Source organism: Paenibacillus sp. FSL K6-2441 (assembly GCF_037964765.1).
Lineage (GTDB): Bacteria > Bacillota > Bacilli > Paenibacillales > Paenibacillaceae > Fontibacillus > Fontibacillus phoenicis.
Genome location: NZ_CP150174.1, coordinates 2,023,489 through 2,047,987, shown reverse-complemented (window position 1 = coordinate 2,047,987; position 24,499 = coordinate 2,023,489). Strand labels below are relative to the sequence as shown.

Here is a 24,499-nt window from a genome sequence, read left to right as displayed (position 1 = left end):
CAACACAGTATAGACCATCTTATGCCGTGGCCTACGAAGTGGTGAAAGGCTAGAATGCCTCGCGAAGCTGAGGATAGGAATATCGTCATAGCAAACCTTCACAGCAATTTTGTAGGATGTATTCCATATTATTACAGGTGGTGGAGTGAGTTGAGAAAGCCAGGAAAACGGGCTGTGATTTATGCAATTTTTTTGATGATTCTTTTGATATTGGCGTTTGCAGGATCTGTTGTTATTTCCTCACCGGAGCGGCAAGCGTCAGAGGTCGAACCATTCACCTCGCCTATACAAAGGCTGGGCGAAGCGGATCCCGCAGAAAGTGCTCTCTTGACGCCCGATACGATGAAAGCGGATTTCGATTACCTTATAAGCACGCTGGAACAGGTTCACCCGTCACTGATCGACGGATGGCAGAGAGAGCAACGAAAAAAAAATACGGGATACTTACCGGATGATTCAAGCAGGTCCGCTGCCCATAAGCCGTTTTTATATCTCCGCTGTAGAAATGATCGGGCAACTGCATGACGCCCACACGAGCATCAACCCTTATTCCCCTTCCCTTTCCTATTTGGAGCTGCCGTTATACTGGACTGCGGAAGGCCCGGTGGTGATTCGATCAACGCCGTTGTTACAACGGGGCGACCTTTTACTTGAGTTAGGCGGGCTAACCCCTCCACAGTTATTAGACGAGCTGTCCAAGGTAGTGCCAACTGAAAATGAACATTGGTTAAAAATCATGGGAAGGCCCATGCTAGCTCATCCGTTAACCCGTTTAACGATCACTTGTATCTATTGATCTCCCCCAAAACGTTCAGCGCCGCAAATGTCTTTGCCGTCACCTTCAAAGATAATGGGCTGGCCACTTTGATCGGAGAACCAACGGGCAATCAGCCATCTTGTTATGGAGATATATTCGTGTTTAAGATGCCTCACTCCGGATTTCAATTTACCGTATCTTATAAACATTTTTCTCGGCCGGATCAACGCTTGACCCACGAAACCTCCTTAGAACCGGATATCTATGTTCCAACAACACGCCAAGACATTATCGGCGGAAGAGATGCCCAAATGGAAAAGTTAATGGAGATCATTACTGCAGCAAAATAAGGGACTTTTCGGGCCTTATTTCAGCGAAATTCTTTTAAGCGCAAAAAATAGAGGATATTTTAGGCCTTATTTGGAGCGGAACCCACCATAACCGCCACTTTTGAATGCGATAAATGAAAATAAGGGTAAAAAAGTCCGCTATTCCCGGCCATATCCCTCTCCTAACCGAAAATAAGAACCTTTTTTACCCTTATTCTTCTACACCTGAACATAACAGGCTACTCAGGTTAAACGTGCCTCAGTCCCTTACTTCGTGCCCGTATGACCAAACCCGCCGGCGCCGCGAACCGTCTCCGACAGCTTGTCTACCTGCACGAGATTCACCTCAGGAACGATCTGGAACACCATCTGCGCAATCCGCTCATTCCGACGGATCACAAACGGTTCCTGCCCGAGGTTAATCAGCAGCACCTTGATTTCCCCGCGGTAATCCGCGTCGATCGTCCCCGGCGTATTCAGGCACGTAATGCCGTGCTTCAACGCCAACCCGCTGCGCGGGCGAATTTGCGCCTCTAGGCCGCCGGGCATCGCGATAGCGATCCCGGTCGGTACGAGGGCACGTTGCCCCGGCTGGAGCGTCAGCTCCTCCGTAACGGCGGCGTAGAGATCAAAGCCGGAGGCTAGCTCCGACATTTTACGCGGCAGCTCGATATCTTCATTTCCTGCCAAACGGTTGATTTGCACTTCAAACGACAAGCTCATCTCTCCTAACTCCCGATATCACGCGATCTGACGATCCCACCATGGCGAGCGAAAACGGTTGGCTAAACATGCCCTTCAACACCTGATTGACATCGTCCATCGTCACCGCCTCGATGCGGGCGATCATCTCATCCAAGGAATAATGTTTCCCGATCATCAGCTCATTTTTGCCAAGTCGGTTCATGCGGCTTCCGGTGCTCTCCAAGCTCAAAATCAAGCTTCCCTTCAGCTGTTCTTTCCCCTTGCTCAGCTCATTTGGAGTAATCCCGTTCACCGAAACATCGTGCAGGATCTCCTTGGTCAAATCCAGCACTTCCTTCGTTTGGCGCGGCGCGGTTCCTGCGTACACCGTAAACAGTCCGCTGTCCGCGTGCGAGCTGTGATACGAGTACACCGAGTAGGCCAACCCGCGTTTCTCACGGATCTCCTGGAAGAGCCGCGAGCTCATGCCGCCGCCCAGCGCATTGTTCAGTAGCACCATCGCATATTGTTTCTCATCCCCGATCGGCAAACCTGGGAAGGACAAGCAAATATGGTTCTGCTCGGTCTTCTTGCGATGGAATTTCAATCCCCCCAAGAACTCTGGCGCAGCCAAAGGGCTGGAGCTTCCCCGATTCGAAAAATCACCGAAATATTGCTCCAGCAGATCAATCACCTGTTCATCGATATTGCCTGCCACGCTGATGACCGTATTTTCGATTGTATAGTGCTCGCGCATGTATTCCCGCAGGTGCTCGGATTCCATGGCGCGCAGCTTCTCCTCCGTCCCTAAGATCGGCAGAGCCAGCGGATGGTCCCCGTAGGCTGCCTGCGTCACAAGATCGTGGACCATATCGTCCGGCGTATCTTCGTACATAGAGATTTCCTCTACGATCACGTTTTTCTCTTTCCGCAGCTCTTCCTTATCGAACAAGGAACGGAAAAACATGTCGGACAACACGTCAACCGCAATCGGTAAATGCTCATCCAGCACTTTCGCGTAATAACAGGTATATTCCTTGGACGTAAACGCGTTAACATTGCCGCCAATCGCATCAAACTGCTCTGCGATGTCCTTGGCGCTGTAGCGTTCCGTGCCTTTAAACAGCATGTGTTCGATAAAATGCGAAATTCCGCCCCGCTCAGGGCGTTCATTGCGGGAGCCGGTTTTGACCCATATGCCGAACGAGACCGAACGGCAAGTCGGTATCTTCTCCATGACTACCCGAAGGCCGTTTTTCAATTGCGTTCTCTTCACGAAAGGCCCCCCTAAATGTTATGCGATGCATTGGTTAGCGTCGTTAATAAATGCATCCCTATCCTACCAAAAAAAGGCGGAAAGCTCAACTCTGCGGAGCAGGGACTTCGACGCGGTCCGGCGACAGCGTTTGTTCCACGGTTCCGAGCACCAACCCTTTGCTGCGAATGGCCTGAATCATCCCTTCCAGGGCATCGCGGCTGGACGCCGTCGGATGCATCAAGATCAGCGATCCTGGCCCCACTTTGCTGCTGATCTTACTAACGATGCTGGCTGCGGGCGGATTTTTCCAATCTACTGTATCCACGGTCCACAATACCGTCTTCAGCCCCTGTTCCGCCGCCAGCTTGACGGTTTGCATATTATAATCACCCGAAGGCGGCGCAAACCAGCGATTTTCCACGCCCAGCTTCTCCTTCAGCAGCTCCTTCGTTTTGGAGATCTCCAGCCGGGCCCGGGTTTGCTCCAGTTGGCTCATATTCGGATGCGAGTAGGCGTGGTTTTCGATTTGATGCCCGCGCCGCTTGATTTCGGCGGCAAGGTCCCCGTTCTTCTTGAGCCAGCTGCCATCGAGGAAAAAGGTCGCCTTGACCTTCTGCTGATCCAACGTATCCAGCATAGGCACCAGATATTCATTGCCCCAGGCGACATTGATCATGAGCGCTGCCATCGGCTTGTTTGGGTTCCCCCGGTAAATCGGCTGCGGCCCTAAATCCTCGAGATTTACTTTCGGCCGAAGCTCCCGATAGACATATTCGATGTTCGCGCCCTCCGGCAGCTGTTTGGCCTTCTTGTAAGTGCGTTCGATATCCACCTCACGACCGTTATAGCCGGGAATGGCTTTCCAGACCCGGTCGACCACCGCATCGATCGGCTCGATCCGCTGCTTCTCCGCCTCTTCGCGGATCTTGGCCAGCAACGGATCCGTATCCTTCGCTGTCCCGCCGCTAGCCGGGTCAGGCTGGTTCTGGGCCCCCAGGTCACCGGTCAGGTCATGAATCAGGCGGAAAGCGTAGCTGCCGCCATTTTCCTCCGAGCTTTTGGCAACGAAGGCCCGAATGCCGGCAAACTGCCCCAATATCATCATAAACGCAATGCATATCGCGATGACCGCAAACTTGTTCCGCCCCATGCTAACAGCTCATCCCCTTAAACGGTTTTTGTCCCCATCATATGTTGACAAGCCCAGGGATATGCGAACGCAATAAAAAAGAGCCAGAATTTAATTATTCTGTCTCTTTTCCCGCAAGGGTTGCCTGCGTCGATATGTTATCTCATTTATTTGGATGGAGTTTTGTCCGTTTCGGCGGTTAATACCGCTTTGCGGGAAAGATTGATCCGTCCTTGGTTGTCGATCTCGGTCACTTTCACCGTTACCGTATCGCCGATCGCCACAACGTCTTCGACCTTGGCAACGCGTTCCGTCGAGAGCTGCGAAATATGCACTAAGCCGTCTTTACCCGGCAGAATCTCAACGAATGCACCAAATTTCTCGATCCGTTTGACGGTCCCGACGTAAATCTCACCGACCACCACTTCTTTGACGATCCCTTCAATGATCGAACGCGCTTTGTTGTTCATCTCTTCATTGGTAGAAGCGATGTACACGCGGCCATCCTGCTCGATATCGATCTTCACGCCGGTTTCCTCGATAATCTTGTTGATGATCTTGCCGCCGGCCCCTATGACATCGCGGATTTTGTCCGGATTGATTTGCATGATGGTGATCTTCGGCGCGTAAGGGGACAGATGCTCCTTCGGCTTCTGGATCCGTTCCATCATTTTGGACAAGATAAACAATCGACCTTCTCTTGCTTGCTTCAAAGCGTCGGACAAAATTTGCCGGTCAATGCCGTCAATTTTGATATCCATTTGGATGGCCGTAACGCCTTCCGCGGTACCGGCTACTTTAAAGTCCATATCGCCGAGATGGTCTTCCATCCCTTGGATGTCGGTCAAGATCGACACATGCTCGCCGTCTTTGATCAGCCCCATGGCAACCCCGGCAACCGGAGCTTTGATCGGTACGCCTGCATCCATCATCGCCAGCGTGCTAGCGCAAATGCTCGCCTGCGAGGTCGAACCGTTGGATTCCAAAACTTCCGATACGAGACGAATCGTATAAGGGAATTCGGATTCCGGCGGAATAACCTTCGACAACGCGCGTTCGCCCAATGCGCCGTGACCGATTTCGCGGCGGCCTGGAGCCCGCAATGGACGAGCTTCACCAACGCTGAACGGCGGGAAGTTGTAGTGGTGCATGAAGCGTTTCGACTCTTCGAGGTCGATCCCGTCGAGAATTTGAACATCGCCCAATGCCCCAAGTGTACAGATGCTCAGCGCTTGCGTTTGTCCGCGCGTGAACAGACCGGAGCCATGCGTACGCGGCAGCAAGCTGATATCGCATTCAATTGGACGAATCTCGTCCAGTTTACGACCGTCAGGGCGTACTTTTTCATGGGTGATCAACCGGCGCACTTCTTCCTTAACGATGTCGTGAAGCACTTCCTTCACATCGGCGAGCAGCTCCGGCGTTTCTATGTATTTCTCTTCGAAATGAGCCACCGTTTCGTCGTTAATGGCGTCAATCGCATCCTGACGTGCATGCTTCTCTGCGATCTTCACGGCTTCAATCAAGCGATCCTGGGCATAAGCGCGAACCTCACGGTTCACTTCTTCATTCACCGTATGCAACTGCACCTGCATCTTCTCTTTGCCGGCCACTTTTACGAGATCTTCAATGACGGCAACGATCTTTTTGATCTCTTCATGGCCAAACATAATGGCCTCAAGCATAACCTCTTCTGGAACTTCATTCGCTTCCGCTTCCACCATCATGATGGCGTCCTTCGTTCCGGCAACCACGACGTAAATGTCGCTGGCTTCCTGCTGTGCCACGTCCGGATTAATGACGAATTCCCCGTTCACCCGGCCTACAGCTACGCCGCCGATCGGCCCGTTAAACGGAACATCGGAAATGCTCAGCGCTGCAGAAGTCCCAATCATTGCGGCAATTTCCGGTTCGCAATCCTGATCCACACTCATGACTAAGTTTACGATTTGCACATCGTTACGGAAGCCTTCCGGAAAGAGCGGGCGAATTGGACGGTCGGTCAAACGGCTGGCCAGAATCGCTTTTTCACTCGGACGTCCTTCCCGTTTAATAAAGCCGCCGGGAATTTTACCGACTGCATACAGTTTCTCTTCATAATTGACGGTTAACGGAAAAAAGTCCAAATCCTTAGGTTCCGAAGAAGCCGTAACCGTACAAAGCACCGCCGTATCGCCGTAGCGAACCATGACAGCCGCATTGGCTTGCTTTGCCAATCGGCCGGTTTCCAGAATGAGAGGTCTTCCTCCCAAATCCATTCTCACTTCAGTCTGCATGAAATCCCTCCTTATCACCAATACAAGTTCGGTACTGAGTTCATTATTTCCTGCTTTTCACCAATTCATAATGAGAAGCGGCGCTGGCGCAGAAGAATGTCCTCATAACAAAAGCTCCTGACGGAGCTCTTCATGAAAGCTTATCGCAACAAAGCCTAATTTGTAAAAAGCAACCCGGCCGCACACCGCACGCTTCGCCAGCGTCCGCCATGCAACTAGGCTGCTTTTATACAAACTTGTTTAATTAACGACGCAATCCAAGTTTCTCGATCAAAGCGGAGTAACGATTTACGTCTTTGTTCTTCAAGTAAGCCAACAATTTCCGACGTTGACCAACCATCTTCAGAAGACCGCGACGGGAATGATGGTCCTTCTTGTGTGTACGCAAGTGGTCCGTCAAATTCACGATGTTCTCCGTAAGGATAGCAATTTGCACCTCAGGGGATCCGGTATCGGACTCATGAGTTCTGTGCTCTTGGATCAATTGTTGTTTACGTTCTTGAGTCAATGCCATCCTGTTCACCTCCTTTATCTCAAATCGCCGTTAGCCTCGTCGCCGGCGGTGAAACCGTGCAACCAAGCCAAGGTTCTCGCTGCCGATTGGAAAAAGCAAAGTTCTTCCGCATGACAACGTTACATAGTATACCACAGCCGATGGGCAAAGTAAATGCCGGATCGGTTTAGTTATCAGGAATCTTTCAGCAATCGTTTAGCCGTTTCCGCATCCTGTCCAATTTGAGCGATCAGCTCATCCAGGGAGCCGAACTTGCGCTCCGCCCGAATATAATGAACTAATTCCACAGACAAGCTTTCGTCATAAATCTCGCCGGAAAAATCAAACAGATGGGCTTCCAGCCAAAAGATTTTGCCGTTCTCATGAAAGGTTGGCTTAACCCCAACGTTCATCACGCCGGAGTACGTCGTACCTTCGCGCGTAACTCGCACGGCGTAGACCCCGCTGGCCGGGACGACGTAGTGCTCCGCCAGCTTCAGATTGGCTGTAGGGAATCCGAGCTGGCGGCCGCGTTTCTCGCCGTGCATGACCGTCCCTCTCAGCGTATACGTCCGCCCAAGCCAACGATTCGCTAGCTCAATCTTCCCTTCCTGCAGCGCTTTGCGAATCCCTGAACTGCTGACCTTCTCCCCGTCGATCAGGAACGGCGGCACGGTGTGCACGTCAAGGACGTTGCCGCTCAATTCACGCAGCATGCTCGCATCCCCTTCGCCCCGGTAGCCGTAACGGAAGTCAAAGCCAACCACCGCGGTGTGCACCTGAAGCGGCACCAGGATGCCGGAAACGAAGTTCTGCGGACTTACCCGCGAGAAGGCATCGTTGAATTCAACGATATATACGTAATCCACGCCCATCTCGCGCAGAATACGCTCCTTCTCCTTCGGCGGCGTCAAATATCCGTCGTAGTCGCCTTTTTTCATAACTTCCTTCGGATGGGGATGAAAAGTCATGACGGAGGCAGGAAGACCTAGTTCGCCAGCCAACCGGACAGCCGAATCAATCACGCTGGCATGTCCCAGGTGAAGGCCGTCAAATTGGCCGATCGCCAGCACTTGCGGTCGGGCATGTTGTTCTATAAATCGTTCATTTAGTGGATATGATAAATGTATCGTTTCCATGATCGTGTCACCTGCAATTTCCCTCGGAATGCGCATTTCTTGAGGCTATTCGGGTAAAAACACTTTAACCGCCTTCACGGCCTTCGTTCCCTTTTCTACCCGGAAGATGCCTAAAAATTGCTGTTCGGGGCTGTACAGCCGCAGGGTCTCTCCGCGCTTAACCGCCGGAGAGACCACAGAGGGGGACAGCCGCTGACCTTGCAATGCTGCCTTGACCTTCTCGGCAGCAACCGTGTGAGCCGGCAAATGCTGAACAGCTCGATCGACCGGCAGTAAATAATCTTGCAGCGATCCGCTTGCCGCGTGGCGGGCCACCTCATCCAGCGTCAGACAATGCGACTCCGTGATCCCCGCCGACATCGTCCGCTTCAGCTCCGTCATCGCTGCAGGCACGCCTAGTGCACGTCCGATATCAACGCAGAGCGTACGGATATAAGTTCCTTTGGAGCATAACGCACGAAAAGAAATCCGCGGATGCGGCCCCTCCGGATGAAAAGCAAGCAGCTCCAATTGATAGATTGTGACTTCCCGGGGCTTACGCTCCACGGTCTTCCCTTCCCGTGCCAGTTCATACAGACGTTTACCGTCTTGCTTCAGCGCCGAATACATCGGCGGAATTTGCGAGATCGTGCCAACAAAACGGGACAACACGCGCCGTACGTCCTCTTCCGTCACCTGAACCTCATTTACCTGTTCGATGATTTCGCCGGTCATGTCCTCTGTATCGGTCGCAACGCCAAGCACCAAGGTCGCTTCGTATTCCTTCGGCAAGTCCTGCAAATACTCCACCATTCGCGTTGCACGGCCCAGGCATAGAGGCAGCACTCCGGTGACCGCCGGGTCTAACGTACCCGTATGGCCGATCCGCTTCATTTTCAAAATCCCCCGGCATTTGGCAACCACGTCATGCGATGTAAAACCGGCCGGCTTGTGGATGGGCAAAATGCCTTCGTATGCGTTCATAGCTGCAGCCTCACTTGTTCCAACACTCTAGGGACAACCGTGTCTAGGGTCCCTTCAATGCGAGCACCCGCGGCCCGGACATGGCCGCCGCCGCCAAAGCTTTGGGCCACCTTGGCCACGTCGACTTTTCCCGCCGAGCGCATGCTCACCTTTATGGTTTGTTCGTTAATGACTTTAAACAACAGGCCTACTTCGACCCCTTGGATATTTCGCGGATAGTTGACGATGCCTTCCATATCCTCGTGAACGGCGCCAGTCGCCTTCAGGTCCTCATCTGTAACCGATACCCAGCCAATCTTCCCGTCTTCCGTAAGCTGAAGACCGTTTAAAGCCCGAGTCAGCAAACGCAGCTGCGGAAGCGTCATTTGCTCTAGCAGCAATTCGGATAAAGCGGGACCGTCCACGCCGTATTCCAGCAGTTTGGAGGCAGCCGCCATCACCTTCGGCGACGTGTTGGAGTACCGGAACCCGCCGGTATCCGTCAGCAGTCCGGTATAAAGCACCGTTGCTATCGTTTCATCCAACGGCAGACCCATATAGTTGATCAGATCAAACAAAATTTCAGCGGTCGCCGCCGCATTTGGCACTACAAGATTCACCGAGCCGTAGTGGTCGTTGGTCGGATGGTGGTCGATGTTCAGCAGTCGTGCCCCTTCGGCAAACCATTCATGCGTCGTGCCAACCCGTTTGAAATCCGCGCAGTCCACGCAAATCACATGATCAAATTTGCGGTCAAGCGGCGTCACCGACAAATCGAGAATCTCGTCCGCATGCCACAAATAATGCATCCGCTTTGGGATCGGGCCTTCGTTGACCATCACGAATTTTTTACCCAGACATGACAGAAGCCAGCCCACCGCAAGGGTGGAACTGACTGCGTCACCGTCCGGCTGAACATGCGACACAATTAGGAAATGATCATTCTGAGTCAGGAACTCCTTGGTCTGACTCAGCTCCCTTTCATAGGTCGTCTGCATTGCCGTCTCCTTTAGGGACCTACAAAACTCATCCGCTCATCTTCATTCAAGGGTGGCAGATGAGTTATCGATTCCCTTTCATATTTCATTCTTTGTGCTCTTGCGTAATTTCGCCGAGAAGCTTCTCTATCCGGCTGCCGTAAGCGATAGATTCGTCGATTTTGAAAATCAGCTCCGGCGTGTGGCGCAGCCGAATTCGTTTGCCAATTTCGGTGCGCAGGAAGCCGGTCGCTTTCTCCAGCCCTTTTAAAGATTCGTTCTTCTGCTCCTCGTCGCCAAATACGCTGAGGTAAACTTTGGCCTGCGACAAATCATTTGTCACATCGACCCCGGTCACCGTGACAAAACCGATGCGCGGATCTTTCAGTTCACTCTGGATGAGCACACTAAGTTCTTTCTTAATCTGTTCGCCTACGCGGCCGGTACGATTTTTGGCCATTTTAGACACCCACCTTACTTCGGTTCAACAGTTTCCATGACGAACGCTTCAATGACGTCGCCTTCTTTAATGTCGTTGTAATTGTCCAAGGTAATCCCGCACTCGTAACCTTGAGCAACTTCCTTCGCGTCGTCCTTGAAACGTTTGAGCGAATCGATTTTGCCTTCGTATACGACGATTCCGTCACGAATCAAGCGGACTTCCGCCGTACGGGTAATTTTACCGGAAGTCACCATACAGCCTGCAATCGTTCCGACCTTGCTGATCTTGAACGTATTACGGACTTCCGCGTGACCGATAACCGACTCTTTATAAACCGGATCAAGCATCCCTTTCATCGCTTGCTCGATCTCTTCGATTGCGTTGTAAATGACGCGGTGCAAGCGGATGTCAACCTTCTCTTGCTCCGCTGTCGCTTTCGTTTGGTTGTCCGGACGGACGTTGAACCCGATGATAATCGCGTTCGAAGCCGCCGCCAAGATGACATCGGATTCGGTAATCGCACCGGCCCCGCTGTGGATAATCTTGACGCGAACGCCTTCGACTTCGATCTTCTCGAGTGCGCCTCTGAGCGCTTCAACCGAACCTTGCACGTCGGCTTTGATGATCACGTTGAGATCCTTGATTTCGCCTTCCTTGATATGGCGGAACAGATCATCCAGTGTAACGCGCGTATTGGCACCCAAATCGGATTGACGCTGCATCGTAGCCCGTTTGTCCGCGATCGACCGCGCTTTGCGTTCGTCCTCGAAGACCATAAACGGATCGCCGGCTTGCGGTACCTCCGTCAGACCGGTAATTTCCACCGGCGTCGACGGACCTGCTTCTTTCAAGCGGCGCCCGCGATCGTTAACCATCGCGCGGACGCGGCCGAAGCAGTTCCCTGCAACGAAGGCGTCGCCGACCTTCAACGTTCCGTGCTGTACCAACACGCGAGCTACCGGACCGCGGGTTTTATCGAGCTCGGCTTCGATGACCGCACCGCGAGCGCGTTTATCCGGGTTGGCTTTGTACTCGTTCACTTCGGCTACCAGCAGAATCATTTCGAGCAGGTTTTCCAAGCCGATTTTTTGCTTCGCAGAGACATTGACGAAAATCGTGTCGCCGCCCCATTCTTCCGGCACAAGCTCATACTCCGTCAATTCTTGCTTCACTCGATCCGGATTTGCCTCCGGTTTGTCGATCTTGTTCACAGCAACGATAATTGGCAAGCCTGCTGCTTTGGCATGGTTCACCGCTTCGACCGTCTGCGGCATCACGCCGTCATCCGCAGCAACGACGATAATCGTAATATCCGTTAACTGGGCACCGCGGGCACGCATCGCTGTAAACGCTTCGTGGCCTGGCGTATCCAGGAACGTGATCTTCTTGCCGTTGATTTCGACTTGGTATGCCCCGATATGCTGCGTGATCCCGCCGGCTTCGCCGCCGGTGACGTTGGTGGAACGAATGGCGTCCAGCAGCGTCGTTTTCCCGTGGTCAACGTGACCCATGATCGTAACGACTGGTGGACGTTCTTTCAGATCTGCCTCATCGTCAACCTCTTCGATCGTTTCGAAACGGTCTTCTTCCACCGGAATTTTCAATTCAACCTCAACGCCGTAGTCACTTGCCAGCAGCTGGATCGTGTCAAGGTCAAGCTCTTGGTTAATGGTTGCCAAGACGCCGAGCAGCATCAGCTTTTTGATCACTTCGGAAGCGTCCTTATGCAGCAATTTGGCGGTTTCGCCAACCGTCATCGTGCCGCGGACGATAATTTTCTTCGGCGTATTGTCGATCTTCTCGCGTGGAGGCTGCTGCGGAGCACCTTTGCCGCGCCCGCCTTTGCCGCCGCGATTATTTTTGAAATTGGCGCCGTTGCGGTTATCATCGTAACCTCTTTGGTTTTTGCCGCCGTTATTATTTCCTTTTCTTTGCCCTTGACCTTTGCCGCCGCCGTTTCCGCCGCCAAAATTGTTGCTTGGCGCAAAGCTGCGGTTTCCGCCGCTATTTTGGCCTTGAGCTGGGCGCTGACCGCTATCATTCCGCTGGCCGCCTTGACCGGCTCCCCGGTTCCCTTGCGGGTTCCGGTTTGCACTGGAGGAATTTCCTCCGCCTTGGCCTTGCGGTCGTGAGTTTTGATGATTGCCGCCGTTCGGACGGCTGGATCTTTCTTGAACTGCCGTACTGCCACCTGCATTGGTTTGGTTTGTTTTTGGTTTATTATTCATGCTTACCTGCTTTTCCTGTTGATTTTGGTTTTTTACGGGTGCGTTTGCGCCGCGTCCCCGATCTCCGCGATGACCGGAAGATTCTCCGGATGTAGCTTTCGGTGTTTGGCTCCCTCCTGCGGAAGCCGATGCCGGCGATTTGGCAGAGGAATCGTTGCGTCCCGAGCTTTCTCGTTTCGCCGCCGCGTTGCTTTTAATATCCTTGAAAAACTGTTCCACACGGGCTACTGCATCGTTCTCCATGACGCTCATGTGATTGTTGACCGGGATATTCAGACGCTTAAGAATCGTGATAATTTCTTTGCTGCTCATGTTGAGCGATTTAGCGTATTCGTACACCCTGAGCTTATCTTGTTTTTCTTGTTTACTCAATATACTCCACCTCCGATGTTTTCAAGATCGCTTTGCGGATCATCTCGGTAAACCCTGGATCGGTGATCGCCAGAACAACCCGTTCCGGTTTGCCAACACTTCTCCCGAGCGCTTCACGGTCAAATCCGATGATCAGCGGAATGTTGTAGGTCCCGCATTTGTCCCGGAATTTCTTCTGTGTATTGGCGGAAGCATCCCCCGCAACGATGACGAGCTTGGCTTCTCTTGAACGAATCGACTTCAGGACGAGTTCGTCCCCTGTCACCAGTTTACCGGCTCGCATGGCGAGACCAAGACCGGACAACGGCTGGGCCTTACTCATCTTCATCCTCATCTCGAGCCTGAGCAGCAAGGAATTCATCCTCGACGGCCAAGAAATCGCGAGCGAGCTGTTCATAAACCTCGTTACCAACCGGAGCTTTGAGCGCCCGATCAAGAGCACGCGATTTATGAGCGAGCTTAAAGCATTCCGTCTTGCCGCAGAGATAAGCGCCGCGGCCCGACTTTTTGCCCGTTAAGTCGATCGATACCTCGCCCTCCGGGGAACGCACAATCCGGATCAGCGTCTTCTTGGGCATCATTTCCTGGCAAGCTACGCATTTGCGCAGCGGTACTTTTCTTTGCTTCATCCTTGCCACCTCCCGTTAATCCACGGAGATGGAATCCTGAGGCATTTCGCCTTGATCGGTTTTTTCTCTGCCGAATTCCTCTTCCGCTTGGGTTTCGCTCTTGATGTCGATTTTCCAACCGGTCAATTTGGCGGCGAGACGCGCGTTCTGTCCTTTAATGCCAATCGCCAGGGACAACTGGTAATCCGGCACGATGACGCGGGCCATCTTCTCCGCTTCAAACACCTGCACCTCGAGCACTTTGGACGGGCTCAGCGCATTGGCTACATATTCCTCAACATTTTCCGAATAACGAACGATGTCAATTTTCTCTCCGCGCAGCTCGTTAACAATCGTTTGCACACGCGTGCCCTTCGGGCCAACGCAGGAGCCAACAGGATCCACTTCGCTGTTGCGGGAGTATACGGCGATTTTGGAGCGGAAGCCGGCTTCGCGGGCTACGGAACGAATCTCCACGACTCCGTCGAAAATTTCCGGAACCTCCAGCTCGAACAAGCGCTTCAGCAAGCCCGGATGCGTACGGGACAACAAAATTTGCGGTCCCTTCGTCGTATTTTCCACTTTCGTAATATACGCCTTAATCCGGTCGCCGTGCTTGAACTTCTCGTTTGGCATCAATTCGTTCAGCGGCAAATGGGCTTCCACCTTGCCAAGATCAACGTAGATGTTACGTAAGTCCTGACGTTGTACGATCCCGGTTACGATGTCCTCTTCCTTCTCCACGAACGCATTATAGATTAGTCCGCGCTCGGCCTCGCGAATGCGCTGCGTCACGACTTGCTTCGCCGTTTGTGCCGCGATCCGGCCGAAGTCCCGAGGAGTCACCTCAATTTCAGTAATGTCGTCCAGATGATAGTTTGGATTAATCTCACGGGCTGCCTGCAGTGAAATTTCCGTCCGCGGATCAAGGACTTCTTCTACGACAAGCTTGCGCGCATAAACTTTGATTTCGCCGGTATGGCGGTTCATATCCACACGCACGTTTTGCGCCGTATTAAAGTTACGTTTGTAGCTGGAGATCAGCGCGGCTTCGATCGCTTCGAACAAGATGTCCTTGCTGATTCCTTTTTCCCTTTCCAATTCGTTCAAGGCTTCGATAAAATCCATGCTCATTTGCCTCGATTTCCCCCTTTCATAATTCCCCGCAGGTCACACTAGAAAATAATGGCCAATCTTGCGCTGGCAACTTTGTTATATGGAATGGCGTGACGCTTCTTCCCGACTTCGACAACTAATTCGTCCCCATCGAAGGAAAGAAGCCGGCCTTCAAATTCTTTCAGGCCGTCTACCGGTTCGTATGTAGTCACAAAAACGTCTTTGCCGACCGCCTTGGAGACATCCTCGGCTTTCTTCAAGGGGCGTTCCGCTCCCGGCGAAGACACTTCCAGAAAATAAGCCGACGGAATCGGATCATTCTCGTCGAGCTTCTCGCTAAGGTATTCGCTGATCCGGCCGCAGTCATCGATGTCGATGCCACCTTCTTTGTCGACAAATACGCGGAGGAACCAGTTGCTGCCCTCCTTGACGTATTCCACGTCAACCAGTTCAAAGCCGTTCTCCTCCAAATAAGGCGTGACCATTTGCTCGACGGTCGCTTTGATCTTTGGTGTGCTCAAGCGTACATTACCTCCAATAATTCAATCCTATATACCAAAGATTAAAGAGTGGGTTTCCCCACTCTTTAAACAACGGTTCTATCTTCATGATTGCCAAAAAAATTATAACATAGTACATACCAAGTGACAAGTAAAACACCTTTACTCCTAAAGGTAGTTTAAAAAGCCATCTTCGGATCACGAAGCGAATACGAGAAGTTTATTCGACGTCGAATCTTGAACTCAGCCCGGCCCTCCGTTGCTCACGTACCTCTTTGTACGCTCCGCTACTCAGTCCTGACTTCGTCCAACCTTCTTGGTGCTCCAAACCTGTCTTTTTAAACCTTCAATAAACCAGTAGTTTAAAAAGCCATCTTCGGATCACGAGGCGAATACGAGAAGTTTATTCGACGTCGAATCTTGAACTCAGCCCGGCCCTCCGTTGCTCACGTACCTCTTTGTACGCTCCGCTACTCAGTCCTGACTTCGTCCAACCTTCTTGGTGCTCCAAACCTGTCTTTTTAAACCTTCAATAAACCAGTAGCTTAAAAAGCCATCTTCGGATCACGAAGCTAGATTAAAATAAGGACAATTGATTGCTTTCCGGCAGGCCGCGGAAGCAGCCCATGGAACCTAGGAGCTCCATGATCGTTTTGCTCGCTTTGGATTTCTGCTGGAAGTCCTCGATCGACAGAAATTCGCCTTGCTCTTTCGCTGCAGCGATATTCTTGGCCGCGTTCTCCCCAATCCCGGCAAGGGCCGAGAACGGCGGAATCAGCGAATCGCCGTCGACGATAAACTTCGTAGCGTCGGAGCGATACAGGTCGATCGGCTTGAAATGGAAGCCGCGGGCCGTCATTTCCAGCGCCATTTCCAAGATCGGCAGCATGTTCTTCTCCTTCGGCAGCGCCTGGAAGCCCTTCTGCTCGATCTCTTCAATTTTGCGGTAGATCGCCTCATACCCTTGGCAGTACAGCTCGATATCAAAGTCCTCACCGCGGACCGAGAAATACGTCGCATAATATTCGATCGGATAATACAGCTTGAAATATGCGGTCCGCACCGCGGAGATAACGTAGGCAGCGGCGTGCGCCTTCGGGAACATGTACTGGATCTTCAAGCAGGAATCGATGTACCATTGCGGTACTTTACACTTTTTCATTTCCTCGATCCATTCCGGCGTCAACCCTTTCCCTTTACGGACGCTCTCCGTAATTTTAAAGGCCAAGCCGGCATCCATCCCCGCTTTATAAATCAGGTACAACATGATATCGTCACGACACCCGATTACGGTTTTGATGTTACAGGTTCCGTTTTTGATCAATTCCTGAGCATTCCCCAGCCATACGCCGGTTCCGTGTGACAGCCCGGAGATTTGCAGTAAGTCAGCAAAGGAAGACGGCTGCGATTCCACCAGCATCTGGCGAACAAACTTCGTCCCCATCTCCGGGATCCCATAAGTGGCAACCGGGGTACGGATCTGTTCCGGTGTAACCCCGAGGGCATCCGTTGAGTTGAACATGCTCATCACTTTCGGGTCATTCATGGGGATCGTCGTTGGATCGACCCCGGTCAAATCCTGCAGCATCCGCATCATCGTCGGATCATCGTGCCCCAGAATATCCAGCTTGAGCAGGTTCGCGTCGAAGGCGTGGTAATCGAAATGGGTTGTTTTCCATTCGGATTCGGTATCATCGGCCGGGTACTGTACGGGAGTGATATCTTCCACATCAATGTAATCCGGTACGACGACGATCCCGCCGGGATGCTGCCCGGTACTGCGCTTGACGCCGGTACATCCCGCCGCCAAACGGTTCAGCTCCGCCCCGCGCCAATGCTTGTTATGCTCTTCTTCGTATTTCTTGGCAAAGCCAAACGCGGTTTTCTCCGCAACCGTACCGATGGTTCCTGCACGGAATACGTTCTTTTCACCGAACAGGACCTTGGTGTAGTTATGGGCGACCGGTTGATATTCACCGGAGAAGTTAAGGTCAATATCGGGGACCTTGTCGCCTTTAAAGCCCAGGAATGTCTCGAACGGAATGTCCTGGCCTTCGCCCTTCAGCTTGCCGCCGCATTTCGGGCAGCTTTTGTCGGGAAGGTCGAAGCCGCTGGGCACGCTGCCGTCCAGGAACCATTCGCTATATTTGCATTCGGGATTTTGACAGATATAATGAGCCGGCAGCGGATTCACCTCGGAAATCCCGAGGAACAGCGCGACCACCGACGAACCGACCGAACCCCGGGAACCCACGAGATACCCGTCTTGGTTCGACTTCTTCACCAGCCGCTCGGAAATCAGATAGTTGGCCGAGAACCCGTATTTGATAATCGGCTCCAGCTCTTTCTCCAACCGCTTAACAATTACTTCAGGCAATTCTTCGCCGTAAATCGATTTGGCGGTATCGTAGCACTTCTGACGGATTTCCTCGTCGGCTCCTTCAATGATCGGAGTAAACAGCTTGTCCGGGAACAATTCAATTTCCTCGAATCTATCCGCCAACGCCGAAGTATTGGTAACCACCACTTCCCAAGCTTTCTCCTGGCCCAGGAACGCGAATTCCTCCAGCATCTCCTCCGTTGTCCGGAAATGCGCATCCGGCTTGCGGACTTCCTTCAACGGGCTGAACCCGGTGATCCCGTGGATCGTAATGTCACGGAACAGCTTGTCTTTCGGATCTAAGTAGTGCACATTCCCGGTGGCAACAACCGGCTTGTCCAGCTTCATCCCGATCTCTACGATTTTGCGAATCGCAGTTTGCAGTTCTTCCGTGCTGCCGACGAGCCCTTTTTCTACGAGATGCATATACATCGTCAGCGGCTGAATTTCGAGCACATCGTAAAATTCTGCAACCGCTTCGGCTTCCTCCACCGATTTGTTCAATACGGTCTCGAAGAATTCGCCCTTCTCGCAGCCGGAGAGAATCAGCAGACCTTCCCGCAGCTCCACCAGCTTGGATTTGGGAATACAAGGCACCCGCTTGAAATATTCCGTATGCGACAACGAGATGAGCTTAAACAGGTTTTTCTTGCCGACCGGATTCAGTGCATAAATGCCGCAATGGAACGGACGGGCATTGGACAAGTCTTTCCCGACCTTATCGTTCAAACGGTCAAGCGTCTTGTATCCTTCAATCTTGACCGCATCATCCAGCAGACCGTTTAAGATCTCACCCAGCGCCACGGTATCATCGATCGCCCGGTGGTGGTTCTCCAGCGAAACCTTGTACTTGGCAGCCAGAGTGTTCAGTCTGTGATTTTTCATCGTCGGGAACAGCATCCGGGCCAGCTCCAGTGTATCAAGCACCGGGTTTTCCATGATTGGCAGACCCAGCTCCTTGAGCTTAGCATTAACAAAGTCATAGTCAAACCGGGCGTTATGGGCCACCAAAATCGCATCCTCGGCGAACTCCACGAACCGTTTCAGCACCGGCTCCACATCAGGCGCATCCTTCACCATGTCATCGTTGATATTGGTCAACTGTTGAATATGGTACGGGATCCGTTCATGCGGATTCACAAAGGTCGCATACCGGTCGATCTCTTTGCCTTCCCGCATCTTCACGGCCGCAATTTCAATAATTTTGTTCTGCGTTACCGACAAGCCGGTGGTCTCGATGTCAAAAACAACGTAGGTCGCCGTCTTCAACTCGTCCCCTCTCGGGTTCAGCACGACAGCAACATCATCGTTCACGACATTGGCTTCTACGCCGTAAATCATCTTGATGCCATGCTTCTTCGCAGCCTTCGCTGCGTCCGGGAAGCTTTGCACGCCGCCGTGGTCCGTAACGGCGATCGCTTTATGTCCCCACTTTGCCGCCATCTTCACATAATCGCCAATCGGCGTGACGGCGTCCATCGTACTCATGGTTGTGTGCAGATGGAACTCAACCCGCTTCTCCGACGCGTTATCCATCCGTCCCGGAGGTGCAGGCACCTCACATAGATCCGATGGAATCATCACCAGCTCGGGTACCGGCATAAAGCGGTCCATCTCCACTTTGCCTCGCGCCTTAATCCACTTCCCGTTGGCGAGTTGCCCCATGATCTTCAGATCTTCTTTATTTTTGGCGAACAATTTCAGCTGCAGGGAATCGGAGAAATCGGTCAGGAAAAACGTAAACAACGTGTTGCCGTTTCGCAGCTCCTTGCGGTCCAGTCCAAAAATCGTCCCTTGAATCGTAATCTTCTTCTCTTCGTCCTGGATTTGCTGAATCGGTACCGGCGGCTCCTTGATGTCGTTCCCAAGCTGCAGCTTGATCACTTCGCCATCCTCTTCTTCCGGAGGAGCTTCCACAGTCATGCTCTCCATCATCTGTTGAATGACTTCGCGTTCTTCCTCTACGATCCGCTGCTGGAACTCTTCAAACGCTTCGACGTTCGACTCCCCAGTTTGTAGCTTGATTCTTAACGGCAGGGCAAAATACGTCTCGTAATAAACGGTGATGGCTTTGTCGATCTGTTTCTTGCGCGCCAATTCCAGCGCCATGGCGTCGCCAAACGTCACAGTGACCATATCGCCGTCGATATCCAGCCCGGCTCTTGCCATCCAGCCGTTGACCGACGGAATCTGGCGTTTCACCCATTCGAGAAAGAGCGGCCAATACTCTTCAACGATGTCTTTGGCGGTCAACCCGCCGCCGTAATGAAACTCAAAGGAAATGGTGGCGATATGCTCCATCCGTTCTCTGACCCGCAGGCAAAAGGTGCGGTAGGCTTGAGCTGGCACCAGCGTGTCCTTCTGAATGGTGATTCTCCATTCCCGATTGCTGCGGCTGACCTCTACTTTTTCGATATGCCCGTCAAGAAAATACGGATCGATCAGCGAAGCGGGCACATCCGCCTGCTTCATTAACAGCTCCAGCCGGTTTCTCTTGTCTTGCGTCTCGGTCATGTCCTCTCCCCTCACCTTGCTTGCTGACTTCTTCCCATGATTCAAAAAAAAGGCTCCCGGCGGTGATGCCGGCGGCGTGAAAAGCCTGCAGGCGCCTTACTGCCGAAAGCCCTCTTGTGGTTGTGCCATTCGCCCGCGTCTCCAGCTTCCCCAAACTCTAGCGGGACGGTAACGCGAAAGTTATTCTTAATAGGCTCTGGCAAAAACAACGGTATGTTTCGCTGGATCCCCGCAAACGAGGCAGGTATCCTTCGTCGTTTGAGGATTAAATGGGATATTGCGGCTGGTTGCCCCCGTTTCTTCCTTCACCGTGCGTTCGCAAGCCTCCGAACCGCACCATCCAGCCAGGGTGAAGCCGCGTTTCTCTTCGATGCTCGCTTTCATTTCATCCAGCGTATCGACACTGTAGAAATGCTCTTCGCGGAACGCTTTGGCCCGCTCGTACATTTCCTGATGAACCTGCTCCAGCATTGCCTGAACCTCTTCGACCAATCGGTCCTGTTGAACTACCTTCTTCTCGCCGCTGATGCGGGAGACAAGGACGCAAACGCCGTTCTCCATATCGCGAGGCCCAATTTCCAGACGAACCGGTACACCGCGCATTTCGTATTCGTTAAACTTCCAGCCTGGGCGGAAGTCGGCGCGGTCATCAATGCCAACGCGAATGCCCGCTTTCTTCAGCTCGGCGAACAGCTCGTCCGCTCTGCCTACGACGGCTTCCCAAGTTTTTGGCGGGCCGATTGGAATAATCATAACCTGCTTCGGCGCGACCTTCGGCGGTAACGCCAACCCGCGGTCATCGCCGTGCACCATGATAAGCGAGCCGATTAACCGGGTGCTGACGCCCCAAGACGTCGTATGAACATATTCGCGTACGTTCTCGCGGTTGAGATATTGAATATCAAACGCCTTCGCAAAATTAGTGCCCAGATAGTGCGAAGTCCCTGCTTGTACAGCGCGGCCGTCCTTCATCATCGCTTCGATCGAATAGGTATCGACCGCCCCGGCGAACTTCTCGGACGGCGTTTTTTGCCCAACGATAACCGGAATCGCCAAATAATTTTCCACGAAATCGCGGTAAATTTCCAGCATGCGCATCGTTTCTTCGCGGGCTTCCTGCTCGTTCTCGTGCGCAGTATGGCCTTCCTGCCACAGGAATTCGCTCGTGCGGAGGAATGGCAGCGTCCGTTTCTCCCAACGGACCACGTTCGCCCATTGGTTGATCAGCACCGGCAAATCACGGTAGGATTGGATCCATTTTTCGTACATATGCCCAATCATCGTTTCAGAGGTCGGACGGATCGCCAGACGCTCCTCCAGCTTCTCACCGGCAGCCTCGGTCACCCAAGGCAGTTCTGGGTTAAAGCCTTCAACGTGCTCTTTTTCCTTCTGGAAAAAGCTCTCGGGAATAAACAGCGGAAAATAAGCGTTGCGATGTCCCGTTTCCTTAAAGCGGCGGTCCAGCTCGGCTTGGATATGCTCCCAGATTTCATAGCCGTCCGGCTTAAATACGATACAGCCGCGGACCGGTGAGTAATCCATCAGATCCGCTTTTTTGATAACGTCGATATACCAACGGGAAAAATCCACTCCCTGCGGGGTAATCTCCGTGACGAATTGTTTCTCCTCGTTTGCCATAAGAACCTTTGTCCTCCCGTTAAAAACCACAAGTTTAATATTCACCTGCGCCGTCAGCTGCGTATCCGTCTTAGATCAGCCGTGAATCAAGCGCAAAATGTCGTTATACGTGACCGCAATCATCAGCAGGAATAACATCGCAAATCCGATGAAATGTACCATACCTTCGCGGTTGGGATCAATCGGTTTGCCGCGCAAGGCTTCGACCCCTAGGAAGATCAGACGACTTCCGTCGAGCGCCGGGATCGGCAGCAGGTTAAAGATCCCCAAATAGAGGCTTAAAATCGCCGCCCAATAGGTTAACTGAACAATCCCTTGCTTCGCGATTTGGCCGGTCACTTCAAATGTGCGCACCGGTCCGCCCAGATCATCCATGTTAAAGCGATTGATCAACTGTTTGAACCCGAGAAAGATCGCCTTCGTCGTGTTGACCATGTCCTCCCCGGCGACTTGGAACGTCTCTCCAATGGACGCGCTGCGCGTCGGGAAAACGGTGACGATCGTGCTTCCGATTTTGCCGTCCTCATTCTCCGCCCCTTTCGGGGTAATGGTGACATTCAAAGTTTCGTCCCCGCGTTTAATCGTCCACGTCATCGGCTTGTTTTTCGAAGCCTGGATCATGTCGATCATTTTATTCGCATCGGTTCCTACCGGAGTTCCGTTGATCTTTTCGATGATATCGCCCGTTTTGAGCCCTACTTCCTCAGCCGGCATGCCTTTCATCACCTCGCCGATTTGCAGGTGGCTGGGTTGATCCAACGGAATCCCCGCCATTTGGGTATGCAGGGCGAACAGCACAAACGCCAAAATAAAGTTCATCAAAGGACCCGCGAAAATCGATAGAGCCCGCTGCCCTACGGTTTTGCTGCCGTACTGCCGGTCTCTCGGCGCAATTTGCGTCTCTTTGCCTTTCGCCACCAGCATGGCTTGCGGATGCACGCGGTAGGTGAGCGCTTCGCCGTCCACATCCAATCGTACCGCAAGATCGTCCTCAAGGTCGATGTGCTGCACTTCGCCGCGGATTACGTTTTTACGACTGTCCAATCGGTCCAGATAAATCTTCCGAACCTGATCGTTCTCCAGACGCAAGGCGATGGTTTGTCCGTCTGAAATCTGGATCAGCTCCGGATCCTCTCCCGCCATACGCGCATAACCGCCGAAAGGAAGCAAACGCAAGGTAAACTGGGTCTCACCCCGTTTAAAAGACAGCAGCTTGGGGCCAAACCCGATGGCGAACTCCCGTACCAAAATGCCGGCACGCTTCGCAAAGAAGTAATGTCCCCATTCATGCACCGTAACGATGACGAAAAACATGAGCACCGTCAAAAATATGATTTTCAGCAATTCCAAGCGTAAGCATCCCCCTTCTGGCCACGGATCGTCCAACGTTACTTTAGATTAATATATTCTCCGATCAGGCACAAGAGAATACCGCCGCCTACAGCTTTTGATCACGAGGTTCTTCTAATGGTGCGAAAGCCTCACCGCGATTAAAGCGTCTCAGCAAGGGCTCTTGCCCAACGATCCGCTTCGCGAATCGTTTCCAGATCCGGATGGGACTGTACCTCATGTTTGGCTAACGCCGTTTCAATAATCGCCTCGATCTGCAAGAAAGGAATCTCCCCTTTCAAAAAGCGGGCGACTGCCGCTTCATTCGCGGCATTGTAAACGCTGGTTGCCGTACCTCCTATTTTACCACACTCATAGGCAAGTCTTAAACAAGGGAACCGCTCGAAGTCCATCTCCCGAAAATGCAGCTTCCCGATCTCGGCCAACGACAACCGTTTCGCCGCCGATGGCCAGCGATGCGGATAGGTCAGCGCATATTGGATCGGCACGCGCATGTCCGGTGTCCCTAACTGGGCGATCACGCTGCCGTCACGATATTCAACGAAGGAGTGGATGATGCTTTCCGGGTGCAGTAAGACCCCGATTTGCTCAAAGGGAAGCCCAAACAACCAGTGCGCTTCGATGACTTCCAATCCTTTGTTGACCATCGTGGCCGAGTCGATAGTAATTTTAGCGCCCATCGACCAGTTGGGATGCTTTAAGGCGTCCTCTACCGTGACATCCCGAAGCTGATTTCGCGTCAGATCCCGGAATGAACCGCCGGAAGCCGTCAACGTAATTTGACGAACTTCTTGCTTGTTTTCACCGTTCAGGCATTGGAAAATGGCTGAGTGCTCGCTGTCGACCGGAAGCAGCGCGACTCCTTTGCGCTGTGCCAGCTCTGTGACCAGGTGCCCGGCCGTCACCAGCGTTTCCTTGTTCGCCAACGCAATGTGCTTGCCTTCCTCGATTGCCGCAAGTGTCGCGGGCAGCCCTGCGCTGCCGACAATGGCCGTCACAACCGTATCGGCATCGGTTCCCGCTGCCACTTCGATCAACCCTTGCTCGCCATAGTAGAGCTCCACGCCTTCCGGCAGCTCCGGACGAATCCGGTCAGCCAATTGTTTGGTGGCAACTGAGGCTTTACGGGGCCGAAACTCATGGACTTGTTTAGCAAACAACTCCAGATTGCTGCCCGCCGCCAATCCTTCCAGCCGAAACTCCCCGGGATACGCCCGGATCACATCCAGCGTTTGCGTGCCGATGGAACCGGTCGAGCCAATCAACGCGATTTTCTTCATTGTTGCACCTACCTACCTTCTAACGGACCGTAGCGCCGTTATTTATCTATTTCCCGACCATTTCCCGCTGTAACGGACTCCAGGGAT

21 protein-coding genes are annotated in these 24,499 nt (G+C 52.7%); 3 read left to right on the top strand and 18 right to left on the bottom strand.

Features of this window, described 5'->3' with window-relative positions:
• Positions 1 to 150 precede the first annotated feature (150 nt).
• From NSQ80_RS09230 to NSQ80_RS09220, 3 genes are read left to right on the top strand one after another with little or no spacing between them, the layout of a single operon-like run.
• Positions 151 to 525, top strand: a complete 375-nt coding sequence (locus NSQ80_RS09230) for a hypothetical protein (protein WP_339302085.1) — start codon at positions 151 to 153, stop codon at positions 523 to 525.
• Positions 452 to 796, top strand: coding sequence for a hypothetical protein (locus tag NSQ80_RS09225; protein WP_009223062.1), 345 nt, complete (start codon positions 452 to 454; stop codon positions 794 to 796). Before NSQ80_RS09230 ends, NSQ80_RS09225 begins: the two co-directional genes overlap by 74 nt.
• The gene (locus NSQ80_RS09220) at positions 724 to 1,107 is read left to right on the top strand and encodes a S41 family peptidase (protein WP_009223061.1); all 384 of its coding nucleotides are present in this window, start codon (positions 724 to 726) and stop codon (positions 1,105 to 1,107) included. Before NSQ80_RS09225 ends, NSQ80_RS09220 begins: the two co-directional genes overlap by 73 nt.
• 246 nt (positions 1,108 to 1,353) lie before the next feature.
• On the opposite strand, the gene dut is transcribed toward NSQ80_RS09220, so the two are convergent.
• The 18 genes from dut to NSQ80_RS09130 form a co-directional block, all read right to left on the bottom strand.
• Entirely contained in the window at positions 1,354 to 1,803 is a 450-nt protein-coding gene (gene dut, locus NSQ80_RS09215) for a dUTP diphosphatase (RefSeq protein WP_009223060.1), read from the bottom strand.
• Positions 1,793 to 3,046, bottom strand: coding sequence for a pitrilysin family protein (locus tag NSQ80_RS09210; protein WP_323076461.1), 1,254 nt, complete (start codon positions 3,044 to 3,046; stop codon positions 1,793 to 1,795). Before NSQ80_RS09210 ends, dut begins: the two co-directional genes overlap by 11 nt.
• An 85-nt stretch (positions 3,047 to 3,131) precedes the next feature.
• Complete coding sequence (locus NSQ80_RS09205) at positions 3,132 to 4,178, bottom strand: polysaccharide deacetylase family protein (RefSeq protein ID WP_339302084.1); 1,047 nt, start codon at positions 4,176 to 4,178, stop codon at positions 3,132 to 3,134.
• Between the two features lie 146 nt (positions 4,179 to 4,324).
• Complete coding sequence (gene pnp / locus NSQ80_RS09200; protein ID WP_260070580.1) at positions 4,325 to 6,433, bottom strand: polyribonucleotide nucleotidyltransferase; 2,109 nt, start codon at positions 6,431 to 6,433, stop codon at positions 4,325 to 4,327.
• Positions 6,434 to 6,677: 244 nt separating this feature from the next.
• Positions 6,678 to 6,947: a 30S ribosomal protein S15 gene (gene rpsO, locus NSQ80_RS09195; protein WP_009223056.1), complete on the bottom strand. Its 270-nt coding sequence runs from the start codon at positions 6,945 to 6,947 to the stop codon at positions 6,678 to 6,680.
• A gap of 173 nt (positions 6,948 to 7,120) precedes the next feature.
• Positions 7,121 to 8,065: a bifunctional riboflavin kinase/FAD synthetase gene (locus NSQ80_RS09190; RefSeq protein ID WP_009223055.1), complete on the bottom strand. Its 945-nt coding sequence runs from the start codon at positions 8,063 to 8,065 to the stop codon at positions 7,121 to 7,123.
• Between the two features lie 45 nt (positions 8,066 to 8,110).
• Entirely contained in the window at positions 8,111 to 9,028 is a 918-nt protein-coding gene (truB, locus tag NSQ80_RS09185) for a tRNA pseudouridine(55) synthase TruB (RefSeq protein ID WP_260070578.1), read from the bottom strand.
• Complete coding sequence (locus NSQ80_RS09180; protein ID WP_260070577.1) at positions 9,025 to 10,005, bottom strand: bifunctional oligoribonuclease/PAP phosphatase NrnA; 981 nt, start codon at positions 10,003 to 10,005, stop codon at positions 9,025 to 9,027. Before NSQ80_RS09180 ends, truB begins: the two co-directional genes overlap by 4 nt.
• Positions 10,006 to 10,090: 85 nt before the next feature.
• On the bottom strand, positions 10,091 to 10,444 hold the full coding sequence (gene rbfA / locus NSQ80_RS09175; protein WP_009223052.1) for a 30S ribosome-binding factor RbfA: 354 nt from the start codon (positions 10,442 to 10,444) through the stop codon (positions 10,091 to 10,093).
• Between the two features lie 14 nt (positions 10,445 to 10,458).
• Complete coding sequence (gene infB / locus NSQ80_RS09170; RefSeq protein ID WP_339302083.1) at positions 10,459 to 13,026, bottom strand: translation initiation factor IF-2; 2,568 nt, start codon at positions 13,024 to 13,026, stop codon at positions 10,459 to 10,461.
• Positions 13,019 to 13,348: a ribosomal L7Ae/L30e/S12e/Gadd45 family protein gene (locus tag NSQ80_RS09165; RefSeq protein WP_009223050.1), complete on the bottom strand. Its 330-nt coding sequence runs from the start codon at positions 13,346 to 13,348 to the stop codon at positions 13,019 to 13,021. The genes infB and NSQ80_RS09165 overlap by 8 nt, the downstream gene beginning before the upstream one ends.
• Positions 13,341 to 13,655: a YlxR family protein gene (locus tag NSQ80_RS09160; RefSeq protein ID WP_009223049.1), complete on the bottom strand. Its 315-nt coding sequence runs from the start codon at positions 13,653 to 13,655 to the stop codon at positions 13,341 to 13,343. Before NSQ80_RS09160 ends, NSQ80_RS09165 begins: the two co-directional genes overlap by 8 nt.
• Before the next feature lie 15 nt (positions 13,656 to 13,670).
• On the bottom strand, positions 13,671 to 14,768 hold the full coding sequence (gene nusA / locus NSQ80_RS09155) for a transcription termination factor NusA (protein ID WP_009223048.1): 1,098 nt from the start codon (positions 14,766 to 14,768) through the stop codon (positions 13,671 to 13,673).
• A 41-nt stretch (positions 14,769 to 14,809) separates the two neighbouring features.
• On the bottom strand, positions 14,810 to 15,271 hold the full coding sequence (gene rimP / locus NSQ80_RS09150; protein WP_009223047.1) for a ribosome maturation factor RimP: 462 nt from the start codon (positions 15,269 to 15,271) through the stop codon (positions 14,810 to 14,812).
• Positions 15,272 to 15,827: 556 nt separating this feature from the next.
• A complete protein-coding gene (locus NSQ80_RS09145) occupies positions 15,828 to 20,144 on the bottom strand; it encodes a PolC-type DNA polymerase III (RefSeq protein WP_339302082.1) in 4,317 nt (1,438 codons plus the stop codon).
• Between the two features lie 186 nt (positions 20,145 to 20,330).
• A complete protein-coding gene (gene proS, locus NSQ80_RS09140) occupies positions 20,331 to 21,782 on the bottom strand; it encodes a proline--tRNA ligase (RefSeq protein WP_009223045.1) in 1,452 nt (483 codons plus the stop codon).
• Between the two features lie 75 nt (positions 21,783 to 21,857).
• The gene (gene rseP, locus NSQ80_RS09135) at positions 21,858 to 23,132 is read right to left on the bottom strand and encodes an RIP metalloprotease RseP (RefSeq protein ID WP_127576470.1); all 1,275 of its coding nucleotides are present in this window, start codon (positions 23,130 to 23,132) and stop codon (positions 21,858 to 21,860) included.
• A 140-nt stretch (positions 23,133 to 23,272) separates the two neighbouring features.
• Positions 23,273 to 24,412, bottom strand: a complete 1,140-nt coding sequence (locus tag NSQ80_RS09130) for a 1-deoxy-D-xylulose-5-phosphate reductoisomerase (RefSeq protein ID WP_009223043.1) — start codon at positions 24,410 to 24,412, stop codon at positions 23,273 to 23,275.
• Between the last annotated feature and the right edge of the window lie 87 nt (positions 24,413 to 24,499).